General features: G+C 37.1%; 22 protein-coding genes, 1 pseudogene and 1 riboswitch. Of the genes and pseudogenes, 15 read left to right on the forward strand and 8 right to left on the reverse strand.

From position 1 onward, the window contains the following. The first annotated feature begins 128 nt into the window (after window positions 1-128). Window positions 129-890 carry a LysM peptidoglycan-binding domain-containing protein gene (locus ACFO5Y_RS01890; RefSeq protein ID WP_197103733.1) on the forward strand — a complete coding sequence of 254 codons (762 nt, stop codon included), beginning with the start codon at window positions 129-131 and terminating at the stop codon, window positions 888-890. 531 nt (window positions 891-1421) lie between these two features. Here ACFO5Y_RS01890 and ACFO5Y_RS01895 read toward each other — a convergent pair. From ACFO5Y_RS01895 to ACFO5Y_RS01910, 4 genes are all read right to left on the reverse strand, one after another. Further along, window positions 1422-2087, reverse strand: a complete 666-nt coding sequence (locus tag ACFO5Y_RS01895) for a DUF6320 domain-containing protein (protein WP_197103735.1) — start codon at window positions 2085-2087, stop codon at window positions 1422-1424. Beyond that, window positions 2077-3468, reverse strand: a complete 1392-nt coding sequence (locus ACFO5Y_RS01900; RefSeq protein ID WP_331459498.1) for a condensation domain-containing protein — start codon at window positions 3466-3468, stop codon at window positions 2077-2079. Before ACFO5Y_RS01900 ends, ACFO5Y_RS01895 begins: the two co-directional genes overlap by 11 nt. Beyond that, complete coding sequence (locus tag ACFO5Y_RS01905) at window positions 3449-4408, reverse strand: alpha/beta hydrolase (protein ID WP_197103737.1); 960 nt, start codon at window positions 4406-4408, stop codon at window positions 3449-3451. Before ACFO5Y_RS01905 ends, ACFO5Y_RS01900 begins: the two co-directional genes overlap by 20 nt. Window positions 4409-4665: 257 nt before the next feature. Further along, window positions 4666-5721: a peptidoglycan-binding protein gene (locus tag ACFO5Y_RS01910; protein ID WP_197103739.1), complete on the reverse strand. Its 1056-nt coding sequence runs from the start codon at window positions 5719-5721 to the stop codon at window positions 4666-4668. A gap of 182 nt (window positions 5722-5903) precedes the next feature. On the opposite strand from ACFO5Y_RS01910, the gene rlmD (ACFO5Y_RS01915) reads away from it, so the two are divergent. The 3 genes from rlmD (ACFO5Y_RS01915) (at window position 5904) to rlmD (ACFO5Y_RS01925) (ending at window position 9831) form a co-directional block, all read left to right on the forward strand. Beyond that, window positions 5904-7274: a 23S rRNA (uracil(1939)-C(5))-methyltransferase RlmD gene (gene rlmD / locus ACFO5Y_RS01915; protein ID WP_197103741.1), complete on the forward strand. Its 1371-nt coding sequence runs from the start codon at window positions 5904-5906 to the stop codon at window positions 7272-7274. Window positions 7275-7483: 209 nt separating this feature from the next. Further along, entirely contained in the window at window positions 7484-7765 is a 282-nt protein-coding gene (locus ACFO5Y_RS01920; RefSeq protein ID WP_331459499.1) for a DUF1538 family protein, read from the forward strand. 515 nt (window positions 7766-8280) lie between these two features. Further along, window positions 8281-9831, forward strand: coding sequence for a 23S rRNA (uracil(1939)-C(5))-methyltransferase RlmD (gene rlmD, locus ACFO5Y_RS01925; RefSeq protein WP_197103745.1), 1551 nt, complete (start codon window positions 8281-8283; stop codon window positions 9829-9831). Window positions 9832-9917: 86 nt separating this feature from the next. On the opposite strand, the gene ACFO5Y_RS01930 is transcribed toward rlmD (ACFO5Y_RS01925), so the two are convergent. Beyond that, entirely contained in the window at window positions 9918-10778 is an 861-nt protein-coding gene (locus tag ACFO5Y_RS01930) for a patatin-like phospholipase family protein (RefSeq protein WP_197103747.1), read from the reverse strand. 114 nt (window positions 10779-10892) lie between these two features. Between ACFO5Y_RS01930 and ACFO5Y_RS01935 the strand changes: the two genes are divergently transcribed. The 3 genes from ACFO5Y_RS01935 to ACFO5Y_RS01945 are packed head-to-tail and all read left to right on the forward strand — an operon-like array spanning window position 10893 to window position 12381. After that, complete coding sequence (locus tag ACFO5Y_RS01935) at window positions 10893-11219, forward strand: TetR/AcrR family transcriptional regulator (RefSeq protein WP_197103749.1); 327 nt, start codon at window positions 10893-10895, stop codon at window positions 11217-11219. Continuing rightward, window positions 11213-11491, forward strand: coding sequence for a TetR-like C-terminal domain-containing protein (locus tag ACFO5Y_RS01940; protein ID WP_159431711.1), 279 nt, complete (start codon window positions 11213-11215; stop codon window positions 11489-11491). The genes ACFO5Y_RS01935 and ACFO5Y_RS01940 overlap by 7 nt, the downstream gene beginning before the upstream one ends. Continuing rightward, window positions 11491-12381 (forward strand): DegV family protein, encoded by an 891-nt coding sequence (locus ACFO5Y_RS01945; protein WP_231606820.1) that lies wholly within the window; start codon window positions 11491-11493, stop codon window positions 12379-12381. The genes ACFO5Y_RS01940 and ACFO5Y_RS01945 overlap by 1 nt, the downstream gene beginning before the upstream one ends. Before the next feature lie 645 nt (window positions 12382-13026). Here ACFO5Y_RS01945 and pdxR read toward each other — a convergent pair. Continuing rightward, complete coding sequence (gene pdxR, locus ACFO5Y_RS01950) at window positions 13027-14415, reverse strand: MocR-like pyridoxine biosynthesis transcription factor PdxR (protein ID WP_197103753.1); 1389 nt, start codon at window positions 14413-14415, stop codon at window positions 13027-13029. A gap of 134 nt (window positions 14416-14549) precedes the next feature. Here pdxR and pdxS point away from each other — a divergent pair, with 134 nt between their 5' ends. Further along, a complete protein-coding gene (pdxS, locus tag ACFO5Y_RS01955) occupies window positions 14550-15407 on the forward strand; it encodes a pyridoxal 5'-phosphate synthase lyase subunit PdxS (RefSeq protein WP_197103755.1) in 858 nt (285 codons plus the stop codon). 800 nt (window positions 15408-16207) lie between these two features. Here the strand turns inward: pdxS and ACFO5Y_RS01960 are convergent. Continuing rightward, window positions 16208-17056, reverse strand: a complete 849-nt coding sequence (locus ACFO5Y_RS01960; protein ID WP_197103757.1) for an NAD(P)H-binding protein — start codon at window positions 17054-17056, stop codon at window positions 16208-16210. Window positions 17057-17158: 102 nt separating this feature from the next. Between ACFO5Y_RS01960 and ACFO5Y_RS01965 the strand changes: the two genes are divergently transcribed. The 5 genes and pseudogenes from ACFO5Y_RS01965 to ACFO5Y_RS01985 all read left to right on the forward strand — a co-directional run bounded on the left by ACFO5Y_RS01965 (window position 17159) and on the right by ACFO5Y_RS01985 (window position 20991). Then, window positions 17159-17632, forward strand: coding sequence for an Rrf2 family transcriptional regulator (locus ACFO5Y_RS01965; RefSeq protein ID WP_197103759.1), 474 nt, complete (start codon window positions 17159-17161; stop codon window positions 17630-17632). A 35-nt stretch (window positions 17633-17667) separates the two neighbouring features. Further along, window positions 17668-17796, forward strand: a pseudogene (locus tag ACFO5Y_RS01970) (TfoX/Sxy family protein); the annotation flags it as partial. 343 nt (window positions 17797-18139) lie between these two features. Then, window positions 18140-18349 (forward strand): cell division protein MraZ, encoded by a 210-nt coding sequence (locus ACFO5Y_RS01975; RefSeq protein ID WP_197103761.1) that lies wholly within the window; start codon window positions 18140-18142, stop codon window positions 18347-18349. A gap of 501 nt (window positions 18350-18850) precedes the next feature. Further along, entirely contained in the window at window positions 18851-19453 is a 603-nt protein-coding gene (locus ACFO5Y_RS01980) for a CadD family cadmium resistance transporter (protein WP_138405393.1), read from the forward strand. Window positions 19454-19800: 347 nt separating this feature from the next. Continuing rightward, a complete protein-coding gene (locus ACFO5Y_RS01985) occupies window positions 19801-20991 on the forward strand; it encodes an NAD(P)/FAD-dependent oxidoreductase (protein ID WP_197103763.1) in 1191 nt (396 codons plus the stop codon). 526 nt (window positions 20992-21517) lie between these two features. Further along, a riboswitch (SAM riboswitch) is annotated at window positions 21518-21615 on the reverse strand. A gap of 631 nt (window positions 21616-22246) precedes the next feature. On the opposite strand, the gene ACFO5Y_RS01990 is transcribed toward ACFO5Y_RS01985, so the two are convergent. Further along, entirely contained in the window at window positions 22247-22525 is a 279-nt protein-coding gene (locus ACFO5Y_RS01990) for a MarR family winged helix-turn-helix transcriptional regulator (protein ID WP_197103765.1), read from the reverse strand. 643 nt (window positions 22526-23168) lie between these two features. Between ACFO5Y_RS01990 and spxB the strand changes: the two genes are divergently transcribed. Both spxB and ACFO5Y_RS02000 read left to right on the forward strand, forming a co-directional pair. Next, the gene (gene spxB / locus ACFO5Y_RS01995; protein ID WP_197103767.1) at window positions 23169-24947 is read left to right on the forward strand and encodes a pyruvate oxidase; all 1779 of its coding nucleotides are present in this window, start codon (window positions 23169-23171) and stop codon (window positions 24945-24947) included. Window positions 24948-25281: 334 nt separating this feature from the next. Then, window positions 25282-25920, forward strand: a complete 639-nt coding sequence (locus ACFO5Y_RS02000; protein WP_197103769.1) for a DNA alkylation repair protein — start codon at window positions 25282-25284, stop codon at window positions 25918-25920. The last annotated feature ends 415 nt before the right edge of the window (window positions 25921-26335 follow it).

Genomic DNA, 26335 nt, shown 5'->3' on the forward strand with positions numbered 1-26335 from the left:
CTCCTGTTACTACTGCAGGGTGGTCCCTTTTTCAACAGCAAGGTGGTCCCTTTTTCAATTGACATATACAGTAAGATTAAGTTAGAGAAAGAGAGCACTTAAGTTTGAAATTGAAAGAGGTGGGAACGATGAGAAAAGTAAAATTATTAATGGTTCCTTTAGCAATATTGACACTTGCTGGCGCAATGAACACGAGCGTTGGAACCGTCATGGCCCAAGCAAACGCAGACTACAGTACAGGCACAGTGATTACTCATACGGTTAGACCAGGCGAATACCTCAACAAAATCGCAAACGACTACGGCGTAACAGCTAACGAATTAAGATTATGGAACCATTTAACTACTGATTTATTACAAATTGGGCAACAATTAAAAATCGTCACAGACGCTGAAACACCACCGCCAACAGGCTCAGTATATACAGTAAGAGCTGGAGATACTTTATGGCGTATCGCTAACACTTATGGTGTAACAGTCAATCAGATTAAATCATGGAACAATCTATCATCTGATTTCTTATACATTGGCATGCGACTTGTTGTATCTGATCAAGGTACAACACCACCTCCATCTGAAGGATTAACTTATACAGTCAGATCAGGAGATACATTATGGAGCATTGCGAATCGTTACGGCGTAACGGTTAACCAATTGAAGTCATGGAACAATTTGTCATCTGATTTCTTAGCCATCGGCATGCGCTTAAATATTAGAGGTGGCGATAATCAACCGCCATCACAAGGAACCGTTCACCGAGTACAGCCCGGCGACACATTATTTAACTTAGCTTACCGCTACGGAACTTCAGTCAATCAATTAAAAGCATGGAATAACTTAACATCAGACTTAATCTATATCGGCACTTACTTAAGAGTGTCACAACCATAATATAGATTGAACAGCGCCAACCACTTCGGTGATTGGCGCTGTTTTTGTGTTGGGAGCGGGATGCAGGATTTAATTTCCCCTGTCATTCGGTGACAAGTCCCGTTAAGTGTTTAATTTCCCATGTCATTCGGTGACCCGTCCTGTTAGGCGTTTAATATCCCCTGTCATGTGATGACGTGTCCTGTTAGCCGTTCAATTCCCCCTGTCATGTGATGACGTGTCCAGTTAGCTGTCCAATTTCCCTTGTCATTGTGTGACCTGTCCAGTTAGGCGTTCAATATCCCGTGTCATTATGTGACCCGTCCCGTTAGTCGTTTAATTTCCCCTGTCATTCGGTGACCCGTCCTGTTAGTCGTTTAATTTCCCCTGTCATTATGTGACCCGTCCCGTTAGCCGTTCAATTTCCCTTGTCATATTGTGACAAGTCCCGTTAGACGGTTAATTTCCCCTGACATCCAATGACAAGTCCAGTTAAACTTTCAACTCCAATCCAAACAAAAAGCACCGACCGAAGTCGATGCCAATCGCATTTTATATAAATGTTCGTTTCTTGATTTCTCCCCAAATCACTTGGCCTTTTGTCACTAGCATATAAATCAACACAATTAAACCAAAACCAAAGGAAATTAGGGAAGGGGTTTTAAATTGAATCCAACCGATTAAAAGGAAGATTATCGGCACTAAACTCAAGATTGCTACTGCAGCCCAGTATAGAACATAGTCACCTGGTTTCATGCGGGTCATCCGTGCGGTGATGATCATACTAATTAAAGTCGAGCTACATATGATAGGAACTGCATAAGTTAGCGACCAAGCTGACCAACCAATCGTGTAATCTAAGTAAATGCACATGAGGGACAAGATGATTAATAAATAGAGTAAGCTTTTGGCAATGTTACGACGCTTGCGAATCAAGGTCAGCACTGCCAACCACATTGTAATTATTCCAAAGGCTGCCCCTTGAAACAATTGGATACGACCGTGATAGAGTAAGCCAATCCCAAGAATAACTGCCACAACAATTAAAGAGAAAGCCATCAAAAATTGAGTAATGAAACGGCGATTAAATTGCAAGGGCACATCTGGCATTGAACTGGATGTGACTGGAATATTACTATCAAGAGGCGCCTCACAAAGAGGGCATTTATCCCAATCACCTTTCACGCTCACGTGGCATTCTGGACACTTACGCATCATAACGACCTCCCAACTCTTCTTCAGTCACTTTGTTTACCGTCATCGTCACCGGAATATTCTCGTCACTTAAGAACCTAACATAATGACGGTAAATATCTGTTTCAATAAATGGGGACGTAAAAGTTATCGTCAATACATCATTATGACTAATTGCGCAAAACTGCGGACGAACCGCAATCGTATGGAAGTAAACTTGATGAATCATTTGATCAACTAAATAAGGGAAACTAACTAAACCAAGATTGGAAATCGCAAAAGTGAGCTTACGATTATTCATGTAATTAGCAAATTTTAAAGCCAAATCTTTAATCGGTCGTAAAATAATCCGACTTAAAGGATGGTACTCATATTGAATTAACTGACTAAGCCAAGTTTCTAAAGTTTCTTTCTCTAGTTGCGGATCTAGCTGATTTTTTAATTCCTGAGAAATTGCTTCTAAAGAATTGTCACCATTCTTCTTATATTTATATTCCAACCGTGTCACCGCAAAGAAATTTCGCGCGGAATCAGAAGGGAAGAACTGACGCAAATTCACTGGCACAGAGACAGCCATCGTCTCATTCCCTTGGAAATTCGGTTCGGCTTTGCGAATCGATTCCATAAAGACAGCAGTCAGATAAACTGTTAAAGAAACATTCATCGCTTTCGCTTTTTTCAAAATATCTTTGACAGGCATTTCCAATTCAACGACGCGCGGACGGTAATCCGACGTGTAAGTTCCTTTGTAGCGATAGACTTTCCGACTCGGTTTGGGTTCATTTTCAACGGCAGGGAATAAGAAGTTTTTTGCCTTGGCACCGACCATTGTAACTCCACGTAAAGCCGACTGAGCAGCTTTCGAAAAGTTCAATTGATCCTTTCGTCTAAAATGGCGCTCGAAACTGTCTTCACTCGATTGGTCATGAATATAAGTCGAAACTTCAACGTCTTCATCTTTTAAATCAGGATGTTTTAAACTCAAGTACTCGGTAATTAAATCTTGAAAGAACCACATCGCTCCCGTTCCGTCAGATAAGACGTGAAAGACCTCAAGACTCACGCGCTTCTTCCAGTACATAACGCGAAATAATAAATTCCGTCGATCGAAAAAATATAAAGGGCGACAAGGCGTGTTCGTATCCGGCTCTACTTTGGGCTTCAAATCACTTTCTTCCAAGTAATACCAAAAGAAACCGCGTCTTAATACACTGTGATAAAGTAAATTTTGCTCAAAGACTTTACTCAAAGCTTGTTGTAACAAGTCAGGGTCCACAGTATCAGTGACTTCAGCACTAATTCGAAACACTTTACTATCACGGTTAGACATCGCCGCTAAGAATATATTTGATGCGTTATCTAGGCGAACCCATTTTTTACGTTGATTAACTTTCTGATTCTCCACGTATGTCACTCCTTCTCAAGTGATTCTCTAAAAAGTCTTTGATTAATAAATACGTTGTATCAATAATATCTTCATTTAATGGGGCAAATAGAAAATTATGAACAGTATCTTTAGCGCGCATAATTTCCACTTGGTTCCCAGCTTCTAACAACATGTAGCCATAAACTTCACCTTCATCACGTAAAGGATCAAATTCAGATGAAATGACTAAAGTGTCCGGTTGATTACTAAAATCCTCAGTCATTAATGGTGCGATGTACGGATTCTGTCTTTTGACCTCATCCGGTTCATACATCTCCATATATTCCTGCATTTTCTTTGCAGTGAGTCCATAGTCGTATCCATTCTCCTCAACACTTTCAAAAGGAGACGCTTCATCGTGGCGCCAATACGTTACAGGATTAATTAAAATTTGTTTACTTGGTAAAGGCTTGCCTTCATTGCGTAAGCGTAAAGAAACGGCTGCAGCTAAATTTCCTCCAGCTGAGTTTCCAACAATAATAATATTACGCGTGCCTTTAATTCCCGTTAAATCCGGACGTGATAAAAGTAGTTGAGCGACGTGATAACAGTCTTCGAAACCAGCAGGGTAAGGATTCTCAGGTGCTTTTAAATAATCAACCGCTAAGACAATCCGCCCCATTTGATCAGCCAAACGACGACAATCTTTTGTATAGGTATCTATATTTCCTAAAACCCAGCCCCCACCATGAAAGAATAATATAATTTCACTACTCATCAATTTTTTTGGACGAAAAATGCGAATCGGAATTTCATGACTTTGATCTGCAGAATAAATCTTCTGATCCAAATACTGAAAGCGGGATTTAGAAGGGGTGACAAAAACCTTTTGTAATTGCCGTACGAATTTGTATGATTCATGCATATTAATCGTTGGCGATGATAATAATTTTAATGCAAAACGTTTAAGAGTATTCATATTACTACCTCATAATATTTAGTTTTCTTCAGTGTGTCGTATATCTAGAGAAGTGTCAAGTTGTTAGTAAAAAATGCTCGAAAAATTCTTATAAGACTTATAAAATGATAATTTCGACACTTTACCGTTAAAAGCGACACTATGGGAACTCAAAGTATCGCTTTCTACATAATTCCCCAAAAAAATCATAAACCTCAACAAAAAAGACAAGCCCACCTGAGCTTGTCTAATTAGGAAGTTAATTTTACGGCTAATAATTATTGGTTAGCTACGTCTACAATCGCTTGTAAGTAACCTGAAGTATCAGCTAAAGTTGAACCTGATACAACATCAGCAACATTTCCTTCTTCGCCTAAGTCTTGTAACTCAGCAACCGCTTCTTCTAATTCAGCCGTAGTTTTACCAGCAGCGAATTGAGTAATTGCTTGTAAGTTTTCTGCGTATGGAACAGTTGATCCAGCAATGTCAGTCATTAATTGAGAGTATGCTTCAGAGTTTTCTAATTTAGAAACTAAAGTTACACCTTCAGCGATACCTTCACCAAATGCAGCATCCGCGTTTGGAACACCTGACCATTGGTCGCCTTCAACAAATTGGAATTCATCAAGAGAAGCAGTGACAACTGTATCACCATCAACCGCTGTAGTAACGATTGCGAATGATTGGTCACCATGTGGTGCAGCTACGGCTTGTTTTAATTCTAAGTTAGCAGCATCTGCTTCAGCACCAGTGAATTCAGTACCTTCATTAGCAGCGTCAATAATGGCTTGTAAGTAACCAGCTGAGTCACCTAAAGTTGCACCTGAGACTACGTCAGAAACATTTCCATCTTCACCTAAATCATTTAAAGCAGTAATGCCTTCTTCGATTTCAGCAACAGTTTTGCCTTTAGCAAAGTCTTCGATAGCGTTTAAGTTATCTGCATAAGTAACAGTTGAACCAGCCATATCAGCCATCATAGCAGAGTAGCCTTCGCTGTCCGCACGTTTACTGATTAGTGTTACACCGTCAGCGAAACCTTCACCAAATGTAGCATCTGCGTTTGGAACACCAGTCCATTGATCACCTTCAACAAATTGGAATTCATCGATTTGTGCGTCAACAACGACATCACCTTGCATTGCCACAACAACAGAAGCGAATGATTGGTCACCGTGAGGAGCTAAGTAAGCCACTTTTAAAGTTGTTGCTTCTTGAGCTTGAACGGCAACTGTCTCAGCAAAAGGCGTTACATTGTTCACCGGTGAACTTACAGCTAATGCAAGCGAACTTGCTGTTAATAACACTAATGGTAGTAATAATTTCTTTTTCATTTTATATCCCCCTTGTTTCTTTGAGTTTATAGTAGCACGTCTTGTGATTAAATGCACGTATTTTTTAACATTTCGAATAAAATAATTTAATGACTTGAATTCTTCCTCATTCAATACTAATTAGGAATAATGGCTAGGTTTTGATAAAATGGGTTAGACATTGAAATTGGAGGAAATAAAAAATGGCAAACAAAGTACCATTTAAGAAAAATGACACGTTCACCGGAACGGTCGAAGACATAACATCACAAGGGCAAGGCGTTGTGAAAATTGATCATTACCCATTCTTTATCGAAGGAGCGATGACAGGCGAAGTTGTTAAATTCAAAGCGATGAAAGTTGGAAAGACTTACGGTTTCGGATGCTTACTTGAAATTATTGAAGAGAGTCCAGAGCGCGTTGAGATGACAGATTTAATCGGACGTCAAATCGGGACAATGACACTGCAACATATGAGCTACGACGCTCAATTAGCATACAAAGAACAACAAGTTAAATCAGCTTACGAACGTATTGGACACTTTGAAGATGCACAGATCCGTCCCGTACTAGGTATGGAAAATCCGTGGGAATACCGTAATAAAGCACAAATCCCAGTAAGAGAAATCAATGGCCAACTAGAAACAGGCTTCTTTAGAAGAAACTCACATGATTTAGTGCCAGTTGAAAACTTCTTTATTCAACATAAAGAAATTGATGAAGCCATCTTAATTGTGAGAGATATCTTAAGACGATTCCATGTGCCTGCTTATATTGAAAAGAATCATACAGGAATTATCCGTCATGTAGTTGTAAGACGTGGACATTATAGCGGTCAAGTAATGGTGACACTTGTAACGAATAAACGTAAGATGCCAAACGAAGAAATCATCGTCGATGCAATTGCGGAAGAAGTACCAAATATCGCAAGTATTGTACAAAACGTTCAAACGAAACGTACGAATGTCATTCTAGGTCGTCAAAGTTTAGTATTATGGGGCCAACCTTATATTGAAGATTCGATGTTAGATTTAACTTTTAGAATCTCATCTAAATCTTTCTACCAAGTGAATACACCCCAGGCAGAAGTTCTATACAAAACTGCAATTGATGCAGCGGACTTACAAGGGAATGAGACTGTTCTGGATGCGTATTCTGGAATCGGAACAATCGGTTTATCACTCGCTCAACATGCGAAACAAGTGTATGGGATGGATATTGTGGATGAAGCCGTTGAAATGGCTAAGCAAAATGCGAAATTAAATGGCATAAAAAATGCAGCCTTTGAAGTCGGAAGTGCGGAAGAATGGTTACCAAAATGGAACGAAGCGGGCATCAACTTTGATGTCATCGTCGTTGACCCACCGCGTAAAGGTTTAGATCAAGTCTTTGTGGATGCAGTGATTGAACAACAACCAGAAAAGATTGTCTATGTTAGCTGTAATCCAGCAACTCAAGCAAGAGACGCACGATTATTTGCAGATGCGGGTTATGATTTACAATTTGTTCAACCGGTTGATTTATTTGGACAAACGACTCACGTTGAAGCAGTAGCCCTATTTACAAAAGCATAATTTAAATTTGAAAGAAGTCTGTGTGAACGGGCTTCTTTTTTTAGTGTCATTTGTAAAAAATGCTAAATAACGCTTAAAATGTTACTATATTATTAGTACAAATTATTTCGATAAATTTTTGAACAGGAGGAGATTATACTGGGTCGATTAATAGATAACTTTAAAGAAACGTCATCTTCCTTACTACCGATGGTTGGTTCGTACTTTTAATTCAATTTATATTGCAGCCGGTAGCTTGGTTAACGATACTTCGATTTATTATTGGTGTCGTTTTTTTATTAATAGGGTTACCGCTGTTCTTAGTTGGTGTCGATATGAGTGTTGAGAAGATGGGTGACTTATTCAGTCACTACTTAATTGAACATCCGAAAAAAGTGATTGCGATGATTGGTATATTTGGTTTAGGATTCATTTCAATTATAGCTGAACAAAACTTTGTTATGGTACTGTCCCTAGGAGTAGGAGCTATGTTGACTTTCGGGGTATACTGAATTATTAAAGACTTTAATTTACGACATAACTTTGCCGCTATCTACGTATTAATAGGTATCTTTTGCTTATTCTAAACGTCTGAATTTAATGAGATTGCTTTTACTCGTGACATCGTTTATTTGTATCGCTTTTAGGAGGGGGTTCATATATGGTATTTAATCTATGCAGTCGTTCCAAGTGGGGATGCTGGAGAAGTCATTTGGTTTATAGTTGAGAAAGATAAATATAAAGAAGTGAGTCAAATTATTTTCCAAAATATGGACTTAGACAAAGAAGGTAACGGAATTCTATTTGTGGAACCTTTAAGTGAAGTTCATGGTTTGGTGAACCAATTACCAAGTGAATAATTTTAAATGAGGCATCCTTAACGGGATGCTTTTTGTATGGATAAACTACTAAAAAATATGCACTTAAATTTACTTAAAAGATAGACACAACGGCTACATATGATAAACTAGGGAATATTGTAATAATACACAGGCTTTTGTATAAATAATAATATTGAGGTGATTCAATGAGAAAAGGCGATTACCCAACAGAAGTGTTGGATGTAGAAATCGATTATGTAGATTCAAAAGGACGTGGCTTCGTCCACTATACCCATGCACCAGATAGAGGCTCAAACGGTAGAACGTTAAAAATCATAACGTCGAATGTGGTTCCAGGTGATGTGGTTCGAGTAACAGTTGATAATGCGAAAGGTCGTTACAAGGCAGTTGTTCCCTATGATAAGTTATTGAAACCAGGTCCAACACGTAACTTAGATATGCCAACTCACTTTGATGTGTCTGGTTCAGCGCCACTGCAATATATGAAATACCCTGATCAATTGGAGTTTAAGGCGAATATTGTCAAAGAATCTTTAGAGCAGGCTGGCTTTAATACATCATTAATCCAACCAATTATTGGTATGGATGAGCCAAACCGTTACCGTAATAAGATGGAATTATCTTTCGGACCAACCGGTGAATTAGGTATGCACCAACAAGGAAATTACCGAAAAGTCATTGATTTAAACGATTCAATCATTGCACCAAAAGTGATGATTGAAGTGAAACACATTGTGAGCCAATGGCAGAAAGATAATGATTTCAAAGGCTACGATAAAGACGCACATACAGGACTTTTACGTAACCTAATGATGCGAACTTCTTTTGAAACGGGCGAATTAATGGTCGTTGTTTATGCGACAGAAAAACCCGAAGCACATCCAGAAGCTGTAAAAGACTTAACAGACCGCTTAAGCGAAGCTTTCCCAAGCTTAGCCAGTCTAGTTTGGATTGAGTATACAAATATCTCTGGGCGTATTCAATCAGAAGAGTCCTTTACTTTATATGGACGCGATTTTATCTACGATGAATTAGGTGGCTACCGCTACCGTATCTGGCATGATACATTCTTCCAACCGAACCCAGTTCAAGCTGAGAAAATGGTGGACTATGCCCTTGAGATGGCTGATGTGAATGATGATATGCGCGTCCTTGACCTATTCTGTGGGGTAGGAACATTCAGTTTACCTTTTGCGAAACGCAGTAAAGAATTAGCTGGAATTGAAATTGTTGAAACTTCAATTGAGTCAGCGAAGCGTAATGCGAAAGATAATGGCTTAGACAATACTTTCTTCATGGCGAGTGACGCTCGACGCGGAATGAAAGAACTCCCAGAAATTTGGGGCCAACCAGACTTATTACTGTTAGATCCACCAAGAAGTGGTGCCGGCGGGAAAGTGATGCGAAGCATTGGAAGACTTGGAACGGATAAAGTTATCTATGTCTCATGTAATCCAAAAAGCTTAGCTGAAGACTTAGTTTGGTTAAGAGACTTTGGTTATGAATTGAAGACGGTTCAACCGATTGACCAGTTTCCGCATACACCGCACGTGGAGACGGTAGTACTTTTATCCAGAATAAAAGGAAACAAATCGATTCAGGTAGATATCGACTTAAATGAAGTGGATTTGACGAAAGCAGAGAGTAAAGCGACATACCTACAGATACAGGATTATGTAGAAAAAAATTATGATTTAAAGGTAAGCTCACTATATATTGCATACTGCATAAGTTAAAAGAAAACAAGGTATCATGAAAGCAGAGAATTATAACAAAGGAGCCAATATAGAAGTAAAAATTGAAATCCAATACATTGGTGAATTTATTCTTTCAAAAAAGACTTAACATGATTAGCATGGTGAGCACCAGAGGATAATCCAATCTTGTATAAAGACTCAAGCTTCGTTTTATCCTTTTCAATTTTTTCAATTTTGACTGGACGATCAGGTTGAATCAGATACACTTTTCCGTTTTCCATTTCTCTATGAACAGTTTTTAGACTATTATTATAGTTAAAGTGACGGTTCTTAAGTGTTGACAGAAAACTAGGATAATTGCGATATTTCAAGCGTAGTAATCTTTCTACTGATTTTGACAACGACTTTTTTGTAAAACTACGATCTTGAGTAAGAATCACAACGATTTTTTCAAATCCTAAGTCCAAAACATGTTGAATCGGTATTGAATCAGCGATACCACCATCTAAGTAAGAAACATTGTCTATATTGATTTCTTTAGAGATTAGCGGCAGACTACCTGAAGCTTTTGTGATATCTATCATTTCTTGCTTATTATCATTAATAAGAAAATACTCTGCTTTACCAGTTTCACAATTTGTGACGACCACTTCAAAATCAGCTGAGCGATTTCCAAAAGTATTATAATCAAAAGGGGTTTCATCGCCATTTCCAAGATATTCAAATAAAAAATCAAAGTTAATTACACCATCTGATTGAAAATAGTTTGTTAATCCGATATATCTTTTGTCGTTATTGTATTTAGTGTTGATATAAGCAACCCTACCTTTTTGTTTTGACAAGTAGTTTATAGCAACGAGTGCTCCTGCAGAAACTCCGATTACATAATCAAAGGAGATCTCGTTCTCTAAAAAAACATCTAATACTCCTGCCGAGAACATTGTTCTAAATGAACCACCTTCTAAAATTAACGCTGTTTTTTTCATATATTATCCCTCCAAATGTGAGCTAAAAACTTTTTGTATCACCAAAGTTACACATGTATATCATAATACGAGTGTATATTAAATGCAATTTATCTAAGGAGAGTGACGAATTTTATGACCATAGATCGTCGTATATTAAAAACAAAGGAAGCAATAAGAAAAGCTTTAATAAATCTTCTAGACAACAATGAGATAGAAAATATTTCTGTTACTGAGATTGCACAAGAGGCAGATATTACACGAAAAACTTTTTACACCTACTATGATAGTTATGAAAAATTAATTGATGAATTGGAGAATGATCTAATTGAAATGTTCGAAAAACCAATTAATAAAATGGAATTTAGTGAAAGTGCATTTAACCCGCAATTGATTTTTGAAACTTTAACGGATTTAGTGAGAGAAAATCTAGAATTTTATCAACATTTTATGTTATGGTAGGTAATAATCATAATTTTCTTGCGAAAATAGCAAAAAAACTTAAGGAAATAATCAAGAGGAATAAAACCATGTTTGCTGATTTGGACGAGATTGATAAAGATATGATCATTGACTATACAATAGCTGGGATTATAGCTGTATATCAAACTTGGTTTAGAAACAATCAGAACGTGTCTATTGATGAGATTTCAGTTAAGCTTTCTGAACTTTCTGCAAATGGATTCAATTATTTCATTAAAGGCGTATGTGAGAAGAGAAAAGAGGTAAGATGATGCCAGAATTTATTTTAAGTTGTTGTTCGACTGCAGACTTAACAGAAAAGCACTTCAACAGTCGTGGTATAAATTATGTTAGTTTTCATTTTATGGTAGATGGAAAAGAATATAAAGATGATCTTGGTAAGTCGATTTCATATGACGATTTTTATAAAGCAATGAGTAATGGGGCTGAGACGAAAACATCACAAGTAAATGTAGGAGAGTTTGTAGATTACTTTTCTTCGTTTCTGAAAGAAGGGAAGGATATTTTACACGTATCACTGTCTTCAGGATTATCTGGAGTATATAATTCAGCGTGTGCAGCAAAGCAACTATTGGAAGCGGAATATCCGGATCGAAAAATATACATCGTTGACTCCCTTGCGGCATCCTCTGGTTATGGTTTATTGATGGATAAACTGGCAGATCTAAGGGACGACGGATACACACTTGAACAGTTGTATGACTGGGTAGAAAATAACAAACTGAATCTACATCATTGGTTTTTTTCGACTGATTTATCTTTTTATGTTAAAGGAGGAAGAATCTCAAAGACATCTGGATTTATTGGAACAACATTTAAAATCTGTCCATTGTTAAATATGGATGAAAATGGAAAATTAACTCCTCAACAAAAAGTAAGAGGTAAGAGACGTGTAATTAGTTTAATTGTAGATAAAATGAAAAATCATGCTATTAAAGATCTTGAATATTCTGATAAATGTTATATATCTCATTCTGCTTTTAATACTGAAGCTCAAGAAGTCGCGAGATTAATCGAGGAATCATTTCCCAACTTGAAGAACAAGGTTGAAATAAATAATGTTGGAACTACAATAGGTTCACATACCGGTCCAGGAACTGTGGCACTCTTCTTCTGGGGAGACTCAAGAAAAAATAGATGAAACCTTTAAACTTCCCACTTCACATATTATTTTGCATCGATAGCTAAGCTACAACACATGTTGAGGCGGTAACGCTACTTGTGAAAGAGCGTTAGCGACAGAAGAAGTAGATGTTCCGCCCATGCACGGATTTCCCAAGAAGACAAGCCGATAGGCGCAGTCTGATTGGTAGAAGTCGGCTGCTGAGTGTATAGTATTGATGCAAAAGGTATCTCCCTAGAACCTTGATACAATAAGATTATTAATTAAAACAGCCTCACGGTATGCTAATATTAAAAGGAGTAAACTTAGTTTTAAGATTAAGTGACTCCTTTTTATTATGCAAACAGGGGTATGTCTGTGGGAACTAGTCAATAAGTGCAAGAGTGTTAGGTTGGATAGGGAAATTATCAAACTTATGAAGAAAGTAGTCAACACGTGAGTACAGGTACACTTACCATTACTTATAGAGCTTTTATATAAGCTTGAAATCACAGCCTACATTGATAGTTTTGAACATGTAGGCGTATGTTTGTTTTATGTTTCTTGTGTGACTTTAGCAGTTATGATGGTGTCGGTAATCGTCGTTTATCTCGTTGAATCTCTTTTAATCTAATTAAAAGACTCAGTATGTAAGCTTTTCGCTGACTTACTGAGTCTTTTGCTTTATCTAAAAATATTGGTTAAAGCTTGAATAGCTTGATCAATTTCATCAAGCTCTAGCCCACCATAACCTAAAATATAACTTTGGTCGAACCGGTTCTTTAATTTAGCGTAGTGGTTGACCGGTTGTAAGCGGATCTTATTTTCAGCTAGCCTAGTTTGAATCACGTCAGTCGGTGGAATCTCACCCTCAATGTTAATAATAAAGAAAAGTCCAGCCCCTGCTTCCTTAATGGTTAGGGGTAGTTGGGTTTGGTTAAGCGCTGCTAGAACCGCTTTTTCCTTACGACGGTAATTAGTCCGCAGGCTATTAATATATTTAGGAAAATGGGCAGAATTGAGAAAATCAGTCATTAAATATTGCTCAAAGCTGGAAATATCACTGGTTTTTAATTTAGCTTGATGGAATTTTTTCATTAATTGATCGGGTAAAACTAAATAAGACATCTTAAAAATTGACCCCATACTTTGACGAAAGGCCCCTAATAAAATGACTCGCTCCTGGTCGTCCAGACTAGTCAAAGCAGGAACAGGACGGCCCTTAAGGCGGAACTCATTATAGTAGTCATTTTCAATAATATAACGGTTTTCTGCCTGATAGGCCCATTTTAATAAGCGCTGACGTCGACGCATCCCCATGATAATGCCAGTGGGAAACTGATGGTTGGGCGTAGTAATCACGATGTTAGCTGAGGTAGTCTCCAAATCTTTAACTGAGAAACCATATTTATCAATCGGAATTCGAATAGTCTTTTGCTGATAGTCTGTAAAGAGATCTAAATTTTTATAATAGCCAGGATCTTCTAAGGCATAAATCGCATCTTCTAATAAGGCAAATAGAGTCTGTAAGCTAGCCGTATGACCACCTGTAATGATGATATTATCAGCTGAAGTCATCACTCCCCGGTATTTACGTAAATAATTAGCAATAGCCAAGCGTAAAGAGAGAGCACCCAAGTCATCTTTTAAATTACAATTAACCACGCTTCTTGCTAGAGCTTCGGGTGCATACTGCAATAATTGTTTGGGATTTAAAGTAGACATATCACGGTTGGCAAAGTGAAAATCATAAGTATATTGGCTGGCTTCACTTATTTTAAAATGCTCATGTTTTGTCGACTTTGTCTCAATTTCCTCAGAGGGCAACATATCAATTTCTAGTAAATCCACATAATAACCAGATCTTTCCCTCGGCACTATATAGCCTTCATCTGTCAGTTGGTCATATGCGTTAATGACCGTATTAAGGCTGACTTTTAAATGATCTGCCAAGGCCCGCCGTGAGGGTAGTTGGTCACCACTTTTTAAATGTCCTTGGGCAATTTGCCGGATGACTTCATCGACTATTTGTAAGTAGAGGTGTTGGTCTTCGTTAAAGTTCACCGTAATCATGCTTTTCCTCCTCTCGTGTTATCCATTATACAATAAAAAACTATTTGGACCCATAAAAATATCCATTTTTGCATCTTAAGAAACATCCAAAAGACTGTTAAAGTGGAGACAATATTTATAAAGGAGCAATCAAAATGAAACGATCAATTGAAGAAGTACATAAACAATTAGCTGGTGGTGTAATCATGGACGTTGTAAATGTGGAGCAAGCTAAAATTGCTGAAGCGGCTGGTGCCGTAGCGATCATGGCTTTAGAAAGAGTTCCTGCAGACATTCGAGCTGCTGGTGGTGTTAGTCGGATGAGTGACCCTCAAATGATAAAAAAAATTCAAGCAGCAGTTTCTATACCAGTCATGGCGAAAGTAAGAATTGGTCACTTTGTCGAAGCTCAAATCTTAGAAAGTTTACAAATTGATTATATTGATGAGTCAGAAGTCTTATCAGTAGCTGATCATGTTTATCATATTGATAAACAACAATTTGAAACTCCTTTCGTTTGTGGCGCTAGAGATTTAGGTGAAGCTTTACGCCGTATTCAAGAAGGGGCTAAAATGATTCGTACTAAAGGTGAAGCAGGAACGGGGGATGTCAGTCAAGCGGTTACCCACTTAAGAAAAATCCATGAACAAATCCGCTATGTGGCTTCGTTACAAGATGATGAGCTCTTTAACCAAGCTAAGGAATTAGGTGTCTCTTATGATTTATTAAAGCGAGTACATGATACTGGTAAATTACCTGTGTTGAACTTTTCAGCTGGCGGGGTGGCAACACCTGCTGATGCAGTTTTAATGGTGCAATTAGGTGCTGAAGGCGTTTTTGTTGGTTCAGGTATTTTCAAATCAGGTAATCCAGAAAAACGTGCCAAAGCCATAGTTGAAGCAGTAGCCAATTACAAAAATGCTGCCAAATTAGTCGAAATCTCAACTGATTTAGGCGAAGCGATGGTAGGTATTAATGAAGACGAAATTAAAGTCATCATGTCTAACCGTTAACCATTAAAAACAAGGGTTTCAAAAGTCAGTGGGCTTGGTCTACTGACTTTTTTTATTTTGTCCTAGACCGTCTGGGAGCTCCTCTTGCGTGGAGGGTTATCGAGGAGTTACTTAACACCACGTCAAGGGAGGAAATTGTAAACGACGAAGAGTATTGGTTTATAAAAGAAGAATACTTAAAAGCATTAGGTGGCATGTATGCTCGTTTAAGATTAGTGGCTCAAGTTGATTCAGAAAAGTTAACATTAGTAAACAAGTATCAGTGAAGTTCTATAGCACGTCAAAAGTGTATTCAATATTATGGATGTAAGTGTTTTGTCTGTGGCTTCGAATTCGAAAAGGTATATGGCGAACACGATAAAAACTTTATTCGTGTTCACCATCTAATACCAATGAACTAAATTGGAAAAGTCCATGTCAATGATATGATGGATTTAAGGAGTCAATAAGGCCTGAAACTTACGATCAATTAATCATTTTGATTACTAATTCTTCATATACAGATTTGGACTATAAAGCAATACGGTAGTAAAAAAAGAAAAATTACGCTTTTAGTAGTTGATTAAATGATGACGTAGATTAACCATACGGCAATACATATGATAGACGGGTGCTTAATAAAAGGCTGTCCCTATTGGTGGTTGGATCTTTGACTTGATGTCAAATTTTAGGTAGCCAGAAACGATTTTTCGATTTGAAGGTATTCATATTCAAAAAGAGCCCCTACTAGTTGTCATTAAGGCTAGCTAGTAGGGGCTCTTGATCTTTTTATGAAGAATGGTTTATTGAACGATATGAAATTATTGAAGTAATTCTTTAAAGGCATCCACAAGCGGTGTTAATGGCTTGCCTAATACCGTTTCAAAGTCATCTGATTGTACATCTAATACACCATTTTTGATGTCACCTTGGATCGCTAGGAAGAAGCCTGCTACTGGATCTGGTAATTGATTGTCAGTTAGATTTTTAACGAATGCTTCGTCGTTAGTATCTAGAGGGGTAATTTCTTTATCTATTGCTTCTGCTAGTGCTTTAGTTAAAGTAACGTAGTCTACTGGTTTCCCAGATAATTCTAGAATATCAGGGAAAGTTTTTTCACCAGCTAAAACGATCGTAGCTGCTTCAGCGTATTCGCGACGTAATGCCCAACCTGCTTTACCATTTTCAGCGGTGTATAATAGTTTACCACTATTTAAAGCTGCACCTACTAGCGGTAGTTCATTTTCCAAGTACCAGTTGTTTCTTAAAATTGTAAATGGAATGCCGGATGCTTTGATGGCTTTTTCGGTATAACGGTGGTCAGTTGCTAGGTCGGCAGAAGATTGGTCTGCATGGGCAAAGCTTGTATAGGTGATAAAGCTAACACCAGCTTCTTTGGCTGCATTAATCGCATTTTGATGTTCTTCTTGACGAGTGCCGGGTGCTGATGAAACTAGTAATAAGCGGTCAATACCTGTGAAGGCAGCTTTTAAAGAGGCTTTATCTAAGTAATCGCCGATGTGTACTGTATAGCCAGCTTCAGCAAGTGGCGTAGCTTTTTCTTTACTACGCGCTAAGATGTGGATATCTGATACGGGAACTAATGTTTTTAATTTGTCTAATGCGAGGCCACCAAAGGCACCTGTTGCGCCAGTTACTAAATATTTCATGAATAAACACTCCTTTTTCATTAACCTGTAATAATTAAAGTCACAGGTTAATGATAGTGAATGTGCTATAATAAGTCAAGAGAAAAGAGGTGGGATATTCATATGAAATATTCAGTAAAATTTAGTAATGCTATTCATATTCTAGTTTATATCGAGATGCTTCAAGGCACAGACTTATCTAGTGAGGTCATTGCCAAAAGTGTGAATGCTAATCCCGTTTCTGTTAGACGCATTATGAGTAGCCTTAAAAAGGCTGGCCTGATCACCAGTCAATCAGGAAAAGCCAATCCGAAATTAAGTAGAGAACCCGAAAATATTTCGTTTTACGATATCTATCAAGCAATTGATGAAGCGCAACAACTATTTCGTGTGGATGAGAAGACAGCACCTGCCTGTATCGTAGGAGGTAATATCCAAGGTGTATTAGCCGAAAAATATGATCGATTGCAACGTAGCATTGAATTGGAGATGCAGCAAATCAACTTAGGAGATATTATCTATTCCGTCTCTCAAAGTGCCAATCAATCTGAATCAAACGACGAAGAAACTAAGCAAATACTTCAACGATTTTTATAAAAATAAGCTAAGTCGATAATACTTGGGGGTGCGCTATGTCATCCAGTAAAGAATGTTTAGATTATATTTTAGAACAACTTGGGAACTTATAAGATATTACTCATCGAGCCATGATGGGAGAGTATATTATGTATTATGCAGAAAAAATTGTAGGAGATACTTATTAAAAAGGAAATTTTTTTTTGGTTATCGGGCTACGGCAATTGACCTGGTGATACTTTATTTGTAAATATTTGATTGGATTGGCAAGATGTGCTGATAGTAGGTAGGAGTGCTTTAGGGAGTGTGGGAATTGAAAAATCATTAGTGGTTTATCCGGTTTGAGTGACACTTAGCTAACTAACTGAAGAAGAACCAGTTGAAGGTGGCATTAAACCTGAAACAATCCGTTTATCTTTAGACTCGAAGGTGTCAGTAATATCATGACAGATCTAGACAAAGTATCAGCAGTAATTTAATGCGTAAGTAAAAGTTGCGGAGAGATTACCTGTAAGCAAAAATTCAGTTTTGGAACGAATAAGAGAAGATAGCAATGCAAGGCTAGATGAAGCTGCCTTTGAAGAAAGAGTCATTGGGATTGAAAAGGCAACTACGGCTCTGAAGGAAGCCAAAGTTGAAGATGAGAAAATCATTTACCTTTTGCAAAAATATTGGGATTTACGCCTTAGCGAGGCAAAGGAATTTTTGCAGCAAGAAAGATACACTGAAGAGAAGTAAAGGATTCCTGTAGGTAAACATCTCAAAGATAAATTCCATTTAAGCTGAAAGTACATTCAGTTTAACTATACAAATTTAGTGGATATGTTCCTGCCTACCGATAGTGCAAAAAACGCCGTGGATATGTTTCCGAGAACGGGCAACTTCGAATGACATCAATTCTGTCCTCTCGAGCCATGTGGAGACAGTGACACTACTTGAGAAGAAACGTTAGTTTCGCAGAAGTAGATCTCCCGCCCATGCACGGATTTCCCAAGAAGACAAGCAGAATGAGCAAGCTGAGTGGCTGAAACATTGTATGTTTAATGGTATAATTCATGAGGGAACAAAGCGACTTCATAAACGTTGGTTTAGAAAGCATATGTGCCATGTAAAAAAGAATATGAAAGTAGGATGTTTTATATGAAGCAATTTATTAAACATTCCCCCTTGGCTTTGGCCAAGTTGATGTGTTTGTGTGAAAACCACCAATTCTAATAAACATATTGAAAGGGGAGGCTTATGGAAATAATTATATCTTCAATGTTAGTTTTTATCTCTACGTCCATCGATTATTTGGTTGTTTTAACGATTCTTTTCTCTACCATGAATACTGGTAAACAACGATCAATTTATATTGGCCAATATATTGGAACGGGGTTGCTCGTTGGCTTTAGTCTCATTGCAGCGTACTTCCTGAACTTTATTCCACAAGATTGGGTGATCGGGTTACTTGGTTTACTTCCTTTGATTCTAGGGATTCGGGCTATCTTCATCGATGAAGATGTAGATGAAAAGGACTTGGAAGAAAAGATGTCGCATAGACAGTCAGAAGTTGCGAGTGTGGTTGCTCTGACCATTGCCCTTGGCGGAGATAATTTGGGAATTTATATTCCTTACTTTACTGGTATGTCCTTCCAGGAAGTCATGGTTGTGATCCTTGTTTTTATCATTGGGATTTTTATCTTATGTTATTTATCCAAACGACTGGCTTCGGTTCCTATGATTGGTGAAGTAGTTGAGCGTTACGAAAAAGTCATCGTACCAGTCGTTTTCATCGGCTTGGGTATTTTTATTCTGTTAGAGAATGGTACGATTCAACATCTTTGGTCACTGATTGCATAGAATTTTAAGCAGCTTCACGGATAGTAGAATATACCATTAAAGTATTTAAGGTTGAACTTAGATACATATAACACAACCGAAATATTAAAGAGGCACAGAACGATGCAATATCATTTGCATCGTTTTGTGTCTCACTTTTATGTATATTTTTAACAATTATGGATCGCAGCTTTCTTTTTCTCTAAATGGGCAATAAGTAAGCTGATATTTTATTAATAGGTTATACTTGAATGACTGAGACAATCATAGATATAATTCGAGAGATAATATGAAATATAGCATATACAAAAACATTTAAGAAGAATTTTGGTAATATATGTAGGAAGAGAAAAAGGGAGGCATGATTTATGCAACATTCATATAAATATATAATATTAGGTGGCGGGATGGCTGGGGCCAATGCCGCAATGGAAATTCGTAAGTATGACCGTGAAGGGACATTGTTGATAGTCACACAAGAAACTGACAAACCCTACTATCGTCCTCCATTAAGTAAAGAATTTTGGACAGAGCCAGACTATCCAAAAGAAACGATATATTATAATATTTCGGATGATGAATCAATTGATTTCTTAACTGGGACAACTGTTAAGAAAATTAATGCCGATCAACAAACGATTGAGATTGAGAGTGGAGAAATCTATCAATACGAAAAATTGCTTTATGCACCGGGTGGCGCTCCAAAGTGGATTGATGGGCTGGAGAGTGAGCGTGTCCTAGCTTTAAGAAACTTAGAAGATTACCGAAACCTCCGAAAATTAGCCAAACCTAGGAGCAAAGTCATTATCGTTGGAGGAGGCTGGGTTGGAGCAGAAATTGCAGCAGGTCTAAAGCTCAATGATATGGATGTGACGCTTGTTTTTCCTAATGAAATATTAAACGAAAAACGACTACCACTAATGCTTGCTAAAAAATTTCAACAGCGCTTTGTAGATATTGGCGTTTCTTTGATAAACAATGCCTATGCTGATAGTTACAAAGTAGAGGACGATCAAGTAAGTCTAAAACTAGAGAATGGCGCTGTATTGAAAGCGGATATTCTTGTTGTAGGAATTGGATTAAAGCCAAATGTTGAATTAGCAGAAGAGGCTGGCTTAGAAGTGGGTAATGGTGTTATTGCTGACAAGTATTTGCAAACTTCCAACAAACATATCTATGCTGCAGGAGATGTGTTGAATTATCCAGATGTAATCATAGGACGTAATCGATTTGAACATGAAGAGCAAGCGGAGTATTCTGGGAAAGTAGCGGGACGGAACATGACGGGCGCTGAAGAAGTTTATAGTCATGGTGCGCCACTCTCTTATACGGATGTCTTAGATATTTCTATTGAAGGTGTCGGTGAAATGAGTCGCAACCGTGATGATGCGATCATTGAAGAAGTTGCCGGAGGTTATATTGTATATTATCTTTTTAAAGGCAAACCATCTGGAATTTTAACATATAATGTGAAAGTTGATATGGATAAGGCCCGTGAAATTCTTGTTAACCCACCGAAAACATTAGATGAGCTAACAGGGATGTTGAAGCCTATTTGAATCATTTATTGTTTAGCTATATTAGTGTAGAATGAAAAAAACAGGCGATAAAACTGAAATAATACAATAAAGAGAGTCACAACACTATGCAAATAAGGCATGGTCTGTGACTCTCTTCATTTTGTGCTTTATAAAATTACTAGTTAATTGCTTTGTATCTCAAGTCAGTATATGTGAAGTTAAACAAAAGGGTCAAGAGAGTATCATAATCATTCGAACTCATACTGTCTTTAAAGCTTTCATAGTCATTAATACTAGCAGACCCGATGCAGCAAAGACATGTTCGACCTATGTGTGCACCTTTTTTTGAGCCTTTCGTACAAACTAGAAAAATCAAATCATGTTCATCTAGATCTCCAGATTGGCTCCGTCGAAATCTAAATTGAGGCATAATTTGTAACTCACTCAATCCCTTTATGAACTCCTCAAAACTAATATTCTTTTCTGGTAACAAGACAACCACTCCTAGTTATTTATTCAATTTAAAAAAGCACAACGAGATTCGTCGTGCCAAATAACTGGGTTAGACTCATCTTCCTCTTTCGAGTTGGATTTAGCACCTTGCCAATGGTAGGTTGCTGAAGCTTCATCGGGCCAATTCCCTCTGCTTACTCTGGATAAGTTGTGATTTCAAATTGTATATTAGATTTTAACATAAAACATACGGATAAACAAGAAGCGTAGGATGTATTACTAGCTTGGAAAGCAAATTGCAATAAATAAAATGGTAGTCTTTGCAAATTATTATTTAATGCAGGGTCTTCAGAAGCATAAAACTTGTGTAGGATATGATTAAAACTAGTTAATAACTGATATTGTATAAAAATAAAGGAGAAAAAATAGTTTTACAATGCATACATGCTCAACATTTCCTGCCTATGCACAGATTTCAAAGGGAACTCAAGCAAAATATACAGGTTGATTTATTGAACACGGCTGTTGAAGGAATGATTTTATTGACAAAGCCAATGTAAAATAATCAGTATTATTAGACTATTACTAACTCCCATTGATGTAACAGAAAATATGGAATTACCAGAGTAGTTAAGATAAAAGAAAATGATAATAACCGTAGACGGAACAATGGAATTTTGATGGGTTTATTAATCGGAATCGTATTTGGGGTAACTTGGTTAATACTATCAAGATTACTGAGTCATTATATTATTCATAAAACGTTGAAATGAGATCCATTATCTGTCCTTCAAATTGAGTGGTGTCAATGTCAACTTTATCCTAATGTTCTTTTACTAATTTATCTAGAACTTGGGGTCACTACATTTAATATCCGAGTGCACCCATCGGTCAAGCGAATTTGATTATGGCGGTTATTCGCTGGATTCACGTATATATCTAGCAAGCCATGTTCGCTTAGTTTAGTCATTTGCATACTGATGGCTCCGTCACTCATATTCACTCGATGAGCTAATTCTCGTAGAAAACTGTCAAATTGCTTCTCAAACACTTGTAATGAGTGGTCTGCAATTTTAGTTACTAAGATAAATAATTTACAAGAAATAGGTAAATTATCCAATTCAGCCAGCTTCCAGTTGCGTTGTTGGTTTGACGGGATTAAATAATTTTCTGTATAAATAACTACCTACTAACGCGATGATTGAGAGTACAAGCCAGATGACTGCGATCTCCAAAAAAACAAATTTAATCACAGCTAATGTTGAATCGGCGAATACTAACCAGTCGGAAAAAGAGACTGGATTAGCAGTCAGAAAGAATGAAACGATATTCACTAATACATCAAACAGTCCTCCGAGTGGCAGAGCAAAGGCAAACCACTTACCATATCGATTGAAACATGATCCTTCTTTATGGAGATTACTGACGAAAGTTCAGACAGTATAACCCATAAATATAACCTTTAAGATGTAGACACAGTCAAATAAATGAGTGTTCAAGCACATAATTTTGCTGATTTTAAATAAAACCTTTTCGACAAAGTGTTTTTTTTCTGTTTTTATTTAACTGAATAGGGTATATATATATATGGTAAAACCCCAACGAAGCGTGTTATAATAACGATTATGACTATATTATACGTGCTTATAGGTAAAGTTTATCACTTAATATGAATATTTAATCTACAATATAGTTTAAATTATTCTAGAGAAGTGGTATTATCATAACGTTAGAAATAAGAATATTTTGGGAGGATTTTTTGAATGTCAGGAAGAAAAATTAAAATCGGCTTGGCCGTATTGAAAGTATTAGAAGGATGGGGCGTTGATACTATCTATGGTATTCCATCTGGAACATTAAGCTCATTAATGGACGCGATGGGAGACGAAGAGAACAATATTAAGTTCTTACAAGTTAAACACGAAGAAGTTGGAGCTATGGCTGCAGTGATGCAGTGGAAATTCGGTGGAAAATTAGGTGTAACTGTTGGGTCTGGTGGACCAGGTGCATCGCATTTAATTAACGGTCTTTATGATGCGGCTATGGATAATATTCCAGTTGTAGCGATTTTAGGATCTCGTCCTCAAAGAGAATTAAATATGGATGCCTTCCAAGAATTAAATCAAAATTCAATGTATGATCAAATTGCTGTTTATAACAGACGTGTGGCTTATGCAGAGCAATTACCTAAATTAATTGACGAAGCTGCAAGAACTGCAATCTCTAAACGTGGAGTAGCTGTATTAGAAGTTCCAGCTAACTTTGGTTTTGAAGAAATCGCTGAAGACGCATTCTATTCTTCAGGATCAAGCTACCGTCACTACGTTCCATCAGCAATCAACGATACAGATATTGATGAAGCAGTTGCATTATTAAACAAATCTAAACGTCCTGTAATCTATGCAGGTATTGGTACTATGGGACACGGACCAGCTGTTCAAGAATTAGCTCGTAAAATCAAAGCACCAGTAATTACAACTGGTAAAAACTTTGAAACATTCGAATATGACTTCGAAGCTTTAGCTGGATCAACTTACCGTGTTGGTTGGAAACCTGCGAACGAAACAATCTTAGAAGCAGATACAGTATTATTTGCTGGATCAAACTTCCCATTCGCAGAAATTGAAGGAACATTCAGAAACATTGAAAACTTCATCCAAATCGATATCGATCCAACTATGTTAGGTAAACGTCATAAAGCTGATGTAGCTATCCTTGGTGATGCTGGTGAAGCTGTGAACGCGATCTTAAATAAAGTAGATGCTGTTGAAGAATCTGCATGGTGGAACGCTAACCTTAAAAATATCGAAAACTGGCGTCAATATATCAATAAATTAGAAACTAAAGAAGAAGGACCTCTTCAATTCTATCAAGTATATAACGCTATTAATAAACACGCTGACGAAGATGCTATTTACTCAATTGATGTTGGTAACTCAACTCAAACATCTATCCGTCACCTAAACTTAACTCCTAAGAATATGTGGCGTACGTCTCCATTATTCGCAACAATGGGGATTGCAATTCCGGGTGGTATCGGTGCGAAAAATACTTATCCAGATCGTCAAGTTTGGAACATCATCGGTGACGGTGCGTTCTCAATGACATATCCAGATGTAGTAACAAACGTTCGTTATAACATGCCAGTTATTAACGTAGTATTCGCTAATACTGAATATGCCTTCATTAAAAATAAATATGAAGATACTAACAAAAACATCTTCGGTGTTGACTTTACTGATGTTGACTACGCTATGATTGCTGAAGCTCAAGGAGCTGTTGGTCTAACAGTTTCACGTATCGAAGATATGGACAGCGTTATGAAAGAAGCAGTAGAACAATACAAACAAGGCCGTACAGTTGTCATTGATTGTAAAATTACTCAAGACCGTCCAATCCCAGTAGAAACTTTAAAACTGGACTCTAAATTATACAGTGCTGAAGAAATCCAAGCATATAAAGAAAAATATGAAGCTGAAGAATTAGTACCTTTAAGAGAATATCTTGAAGCTGAAGGCTTAGAATCTAAATACATTAAATAATTAAACATTTATCGCTTTCCAAAAGTAGAGTCCGACTCGCTTTTGGAAGGCGTTTTTTGATGGAAAATTTTTTGTTAAATTCAAAATGCTGAATCTGATGCCAAACCAAATTTCATATGGCTTAAGATTGCTAAACTCGCGCCAAATGGAGTTGCTGTTTGTCTTAAGATTGCTCATCTTGCGCTAAATGGAATCTCCGTTTGTCTTTCGTTTACCCAACTCACGCCAAATGACACACCCATTTGGCTCAAGTTCACATTTTCAATGACTTAAGATTGGATATGATATAATTAATTCGCGAGAGTAAAGAATTCAAATACAAAGGAGTCGAATTATGACAACTAAAGCTAAAGAATTACTAGCTGAAATAAAGCCGGATACGAAACTAGGCGACTTAAGAAAAATAGCCAAAGAAATAAAAAAAGATCATGATTTAGCACTAGAATTATGGGAGAGTGAAGAGTTTAAGCCAAGACTTTTAGCCATCCTCATTATGGATAAAAAAGAACTTTCAGAAGAAGTCTTGGATGCTCTATGTCTAGATATGGCAATACATACTTATGATGAGCGTAATAATTTAATGGACTGGCTAATGACAAATCACTTAACAAAAACTAAGCGAGAAAAAGCCATCTTAGAATCTTGGAAAGACAGTTCGATTGTCCTGCAACGCCGCGCTTTCTGGAGTTATCAAGGGCGTCAACGCTGGACAGGAAAGAATATGACGGATGATACTGAAGCGCTGCTAGATGATATCGAAGAAAGAATTATGGACGAAGAGCCAGAAGTTCAGTGGGCGATGAATTTTACTGCAGGTTGGATTGGAGTTTATGATGAAACCTTGCGCGACCGTTGTGTTTCTCTAGGTGAGGAGACAGAATTATACAAAGGTGATTTTGTTTCAAAAGGATGTACACCAAATTACTTACCTGAATTCATTCGTATTGAAACGGATAAACGTGCAACGAAGTAAACCTCCAATCAAATTTATGCTTTAAAAATTTATCGATGGAAAATCATATTATTCGAAATACAATAAAACTTTTATCGAAGAAAATGTCATCGAAGTTACTGGTAAAGTTCGATCAACTCGGTATATTAAAAAGTTATCATCAACTGAACAATCATTTAGAATGAAAAAATTATTGAGATCAGTAGAAGGTAATATTCTGTATGAAGACTCTGAATAAACGTAGTGATTATATTTACAAATATTATGGATTTAATTAGTTTGTTTAACTTAAAAATAATTAGTAAAATTCCTTTTGGTAAGTATGGTTGTTAGATATAATAAAAGTATTTCTAATCGAATTAATATATGTAAATTGGCTTTTTTATATAATAATATAATGTCATCTAGGTGTAAAAAAAGTATAATAGCAATCTTA

It is taken from the genome of Ruoffia tabacinasalis (assembly GCF_042652985.1).
Lineage (GTDB): Bacteria > Bacillota > Bacilli > Lactobacillales > Aerococcaceae > Ruoffia > Ruoffia tabacinasalis.

Excerpts from the sequence above, each read along its gene's own strand:
- ACFO5Y_RS02000 (WP_197103769.1), top strand. The coding sequence starts at position 25,282 with ATGACAACTAAAGCTAAAGAATTACTAGCTGAAATAAAGCCGGATACG.
- ACFO5Y_RS01910 (WP_197103739.1), bottom strand. The coding sequence starts at position 5,721 with ATGAAAAAGAAATTATTACTACCATTAGTGTTATTAACAGCAAGTTCG.
- ACFO5Y_RS01890 (WP_197103733.1), top strand. The coding sequence starts at position 129 with ATGAGAAAAGTAAAATTATTAATGGTTCCTTTAGCAATATTGACACTT.
- ACFO5Y_RS01935 (WP_197103749.1), top strand. The coding sequence starts at position 10,893 with ATGACCATAGATCGTCGTATATTAAAAACAAAGGAAGCAATAAGAAAA.
- pdxS (WP_197103755.1), top strand. The coding sequence starts at position 14,550 with ATGAAACGATCAATTGAAGAAGTACATAAACAATTAGCTGGTGGTGTA.
- ACFO5Y_RS01940 (WP_159431711.1), top strand. The coding sequence starts at position 11,213 with ATGGTAGGTAATAATCATAATTTTCTTGCGAAAATAGCAAAAAAACTT.
- rlmD (WP_197103741.1), top strand. The coding sequence starts at position 5,904 with ATGGCAAACAAAGTACCATTTAAGAAAAATGACACGTTCACCGGAACG.
- ACFO5Y_RS01980 (WP_138405393.1), top strand. The coding sequence starts at position 18,851 with ATGGAAATAATTATATCTTCAATGTTAGTTTTTATCTCTACGTCCATC.
- pdxR (WP_197103753.1), bottom strand. The coding sequence starts at position 14,415 with ATGATTACGGTGAACTTTAACGAAGACCAACACCTCTACTTACAAATA.
- rlmD (WP_197103745.1), top strand. The coding sequence starts at position 8,281 with ATGAGAAAAGGCGATTACCCAACAGAAGTGTTGGATGTAGAAATCGAT.
- ACFO5Y_RS01945 (WP_231606820.1), top strand. The coding sequence starts at position 11,491 with ATGCCAGAATTTATTTTAAGTTGTTGTTCGACTGCAGACTTAACAGAA.
- ACFO5Y_RS01895 (WP_197103735.1), bottom strand. The coding sequence starts at position 2,087 with ATGATGCGTAAGTGTCCAGAATGCCACGTGAGCGTGAAAGGTGATTGG.
- ACFO5Y_RS01930 (WP_197103747.1), bottom strand. The coding sequence starts at position 10,778 with ATGAAAAAAACAGCGTTAATTTTAGAAGGTGGTTCATTTAGAACAATG.
- ACFO5Y_RS01985 (WP_197103763.1), top strand. The coding sequence starts at position 19,801 with ATGCAACATTCATATAAATATATAATATTAGGTGGCGGGATGGCTGGG.
- ACFO5Y_RS01960 (WP_197103757.1), bottom strand. The coding sequence starts at position 17,056 with ATGAAATATTTAGTAACTGGCGCAACAGGTGCCTTTGGTGGCCTCGCA.
- ACFO5Y_RS01905 (WP_197103737.1), bottom strand. The coding sequence starts at position 4,408 with ATGAATACTCTTAAACGTTTTGCATTAAAATTATTATCATCGCCAACG.
- ACFO5Y_RS01965 (WP_197103759.1), top strand. The coding sequence starts at position 17,159 with ATGAAATATTCAGTAAAATTTAGTAATGCTATTCATATTCTAGTTTAT.
- spxB (WP_197103767.1), top strand. The coding sequence starts at position 23,169 with ATGTCAGGAAGAAAAATTAAAATCGGCTTGGCCGTATTGAAAGTATTA.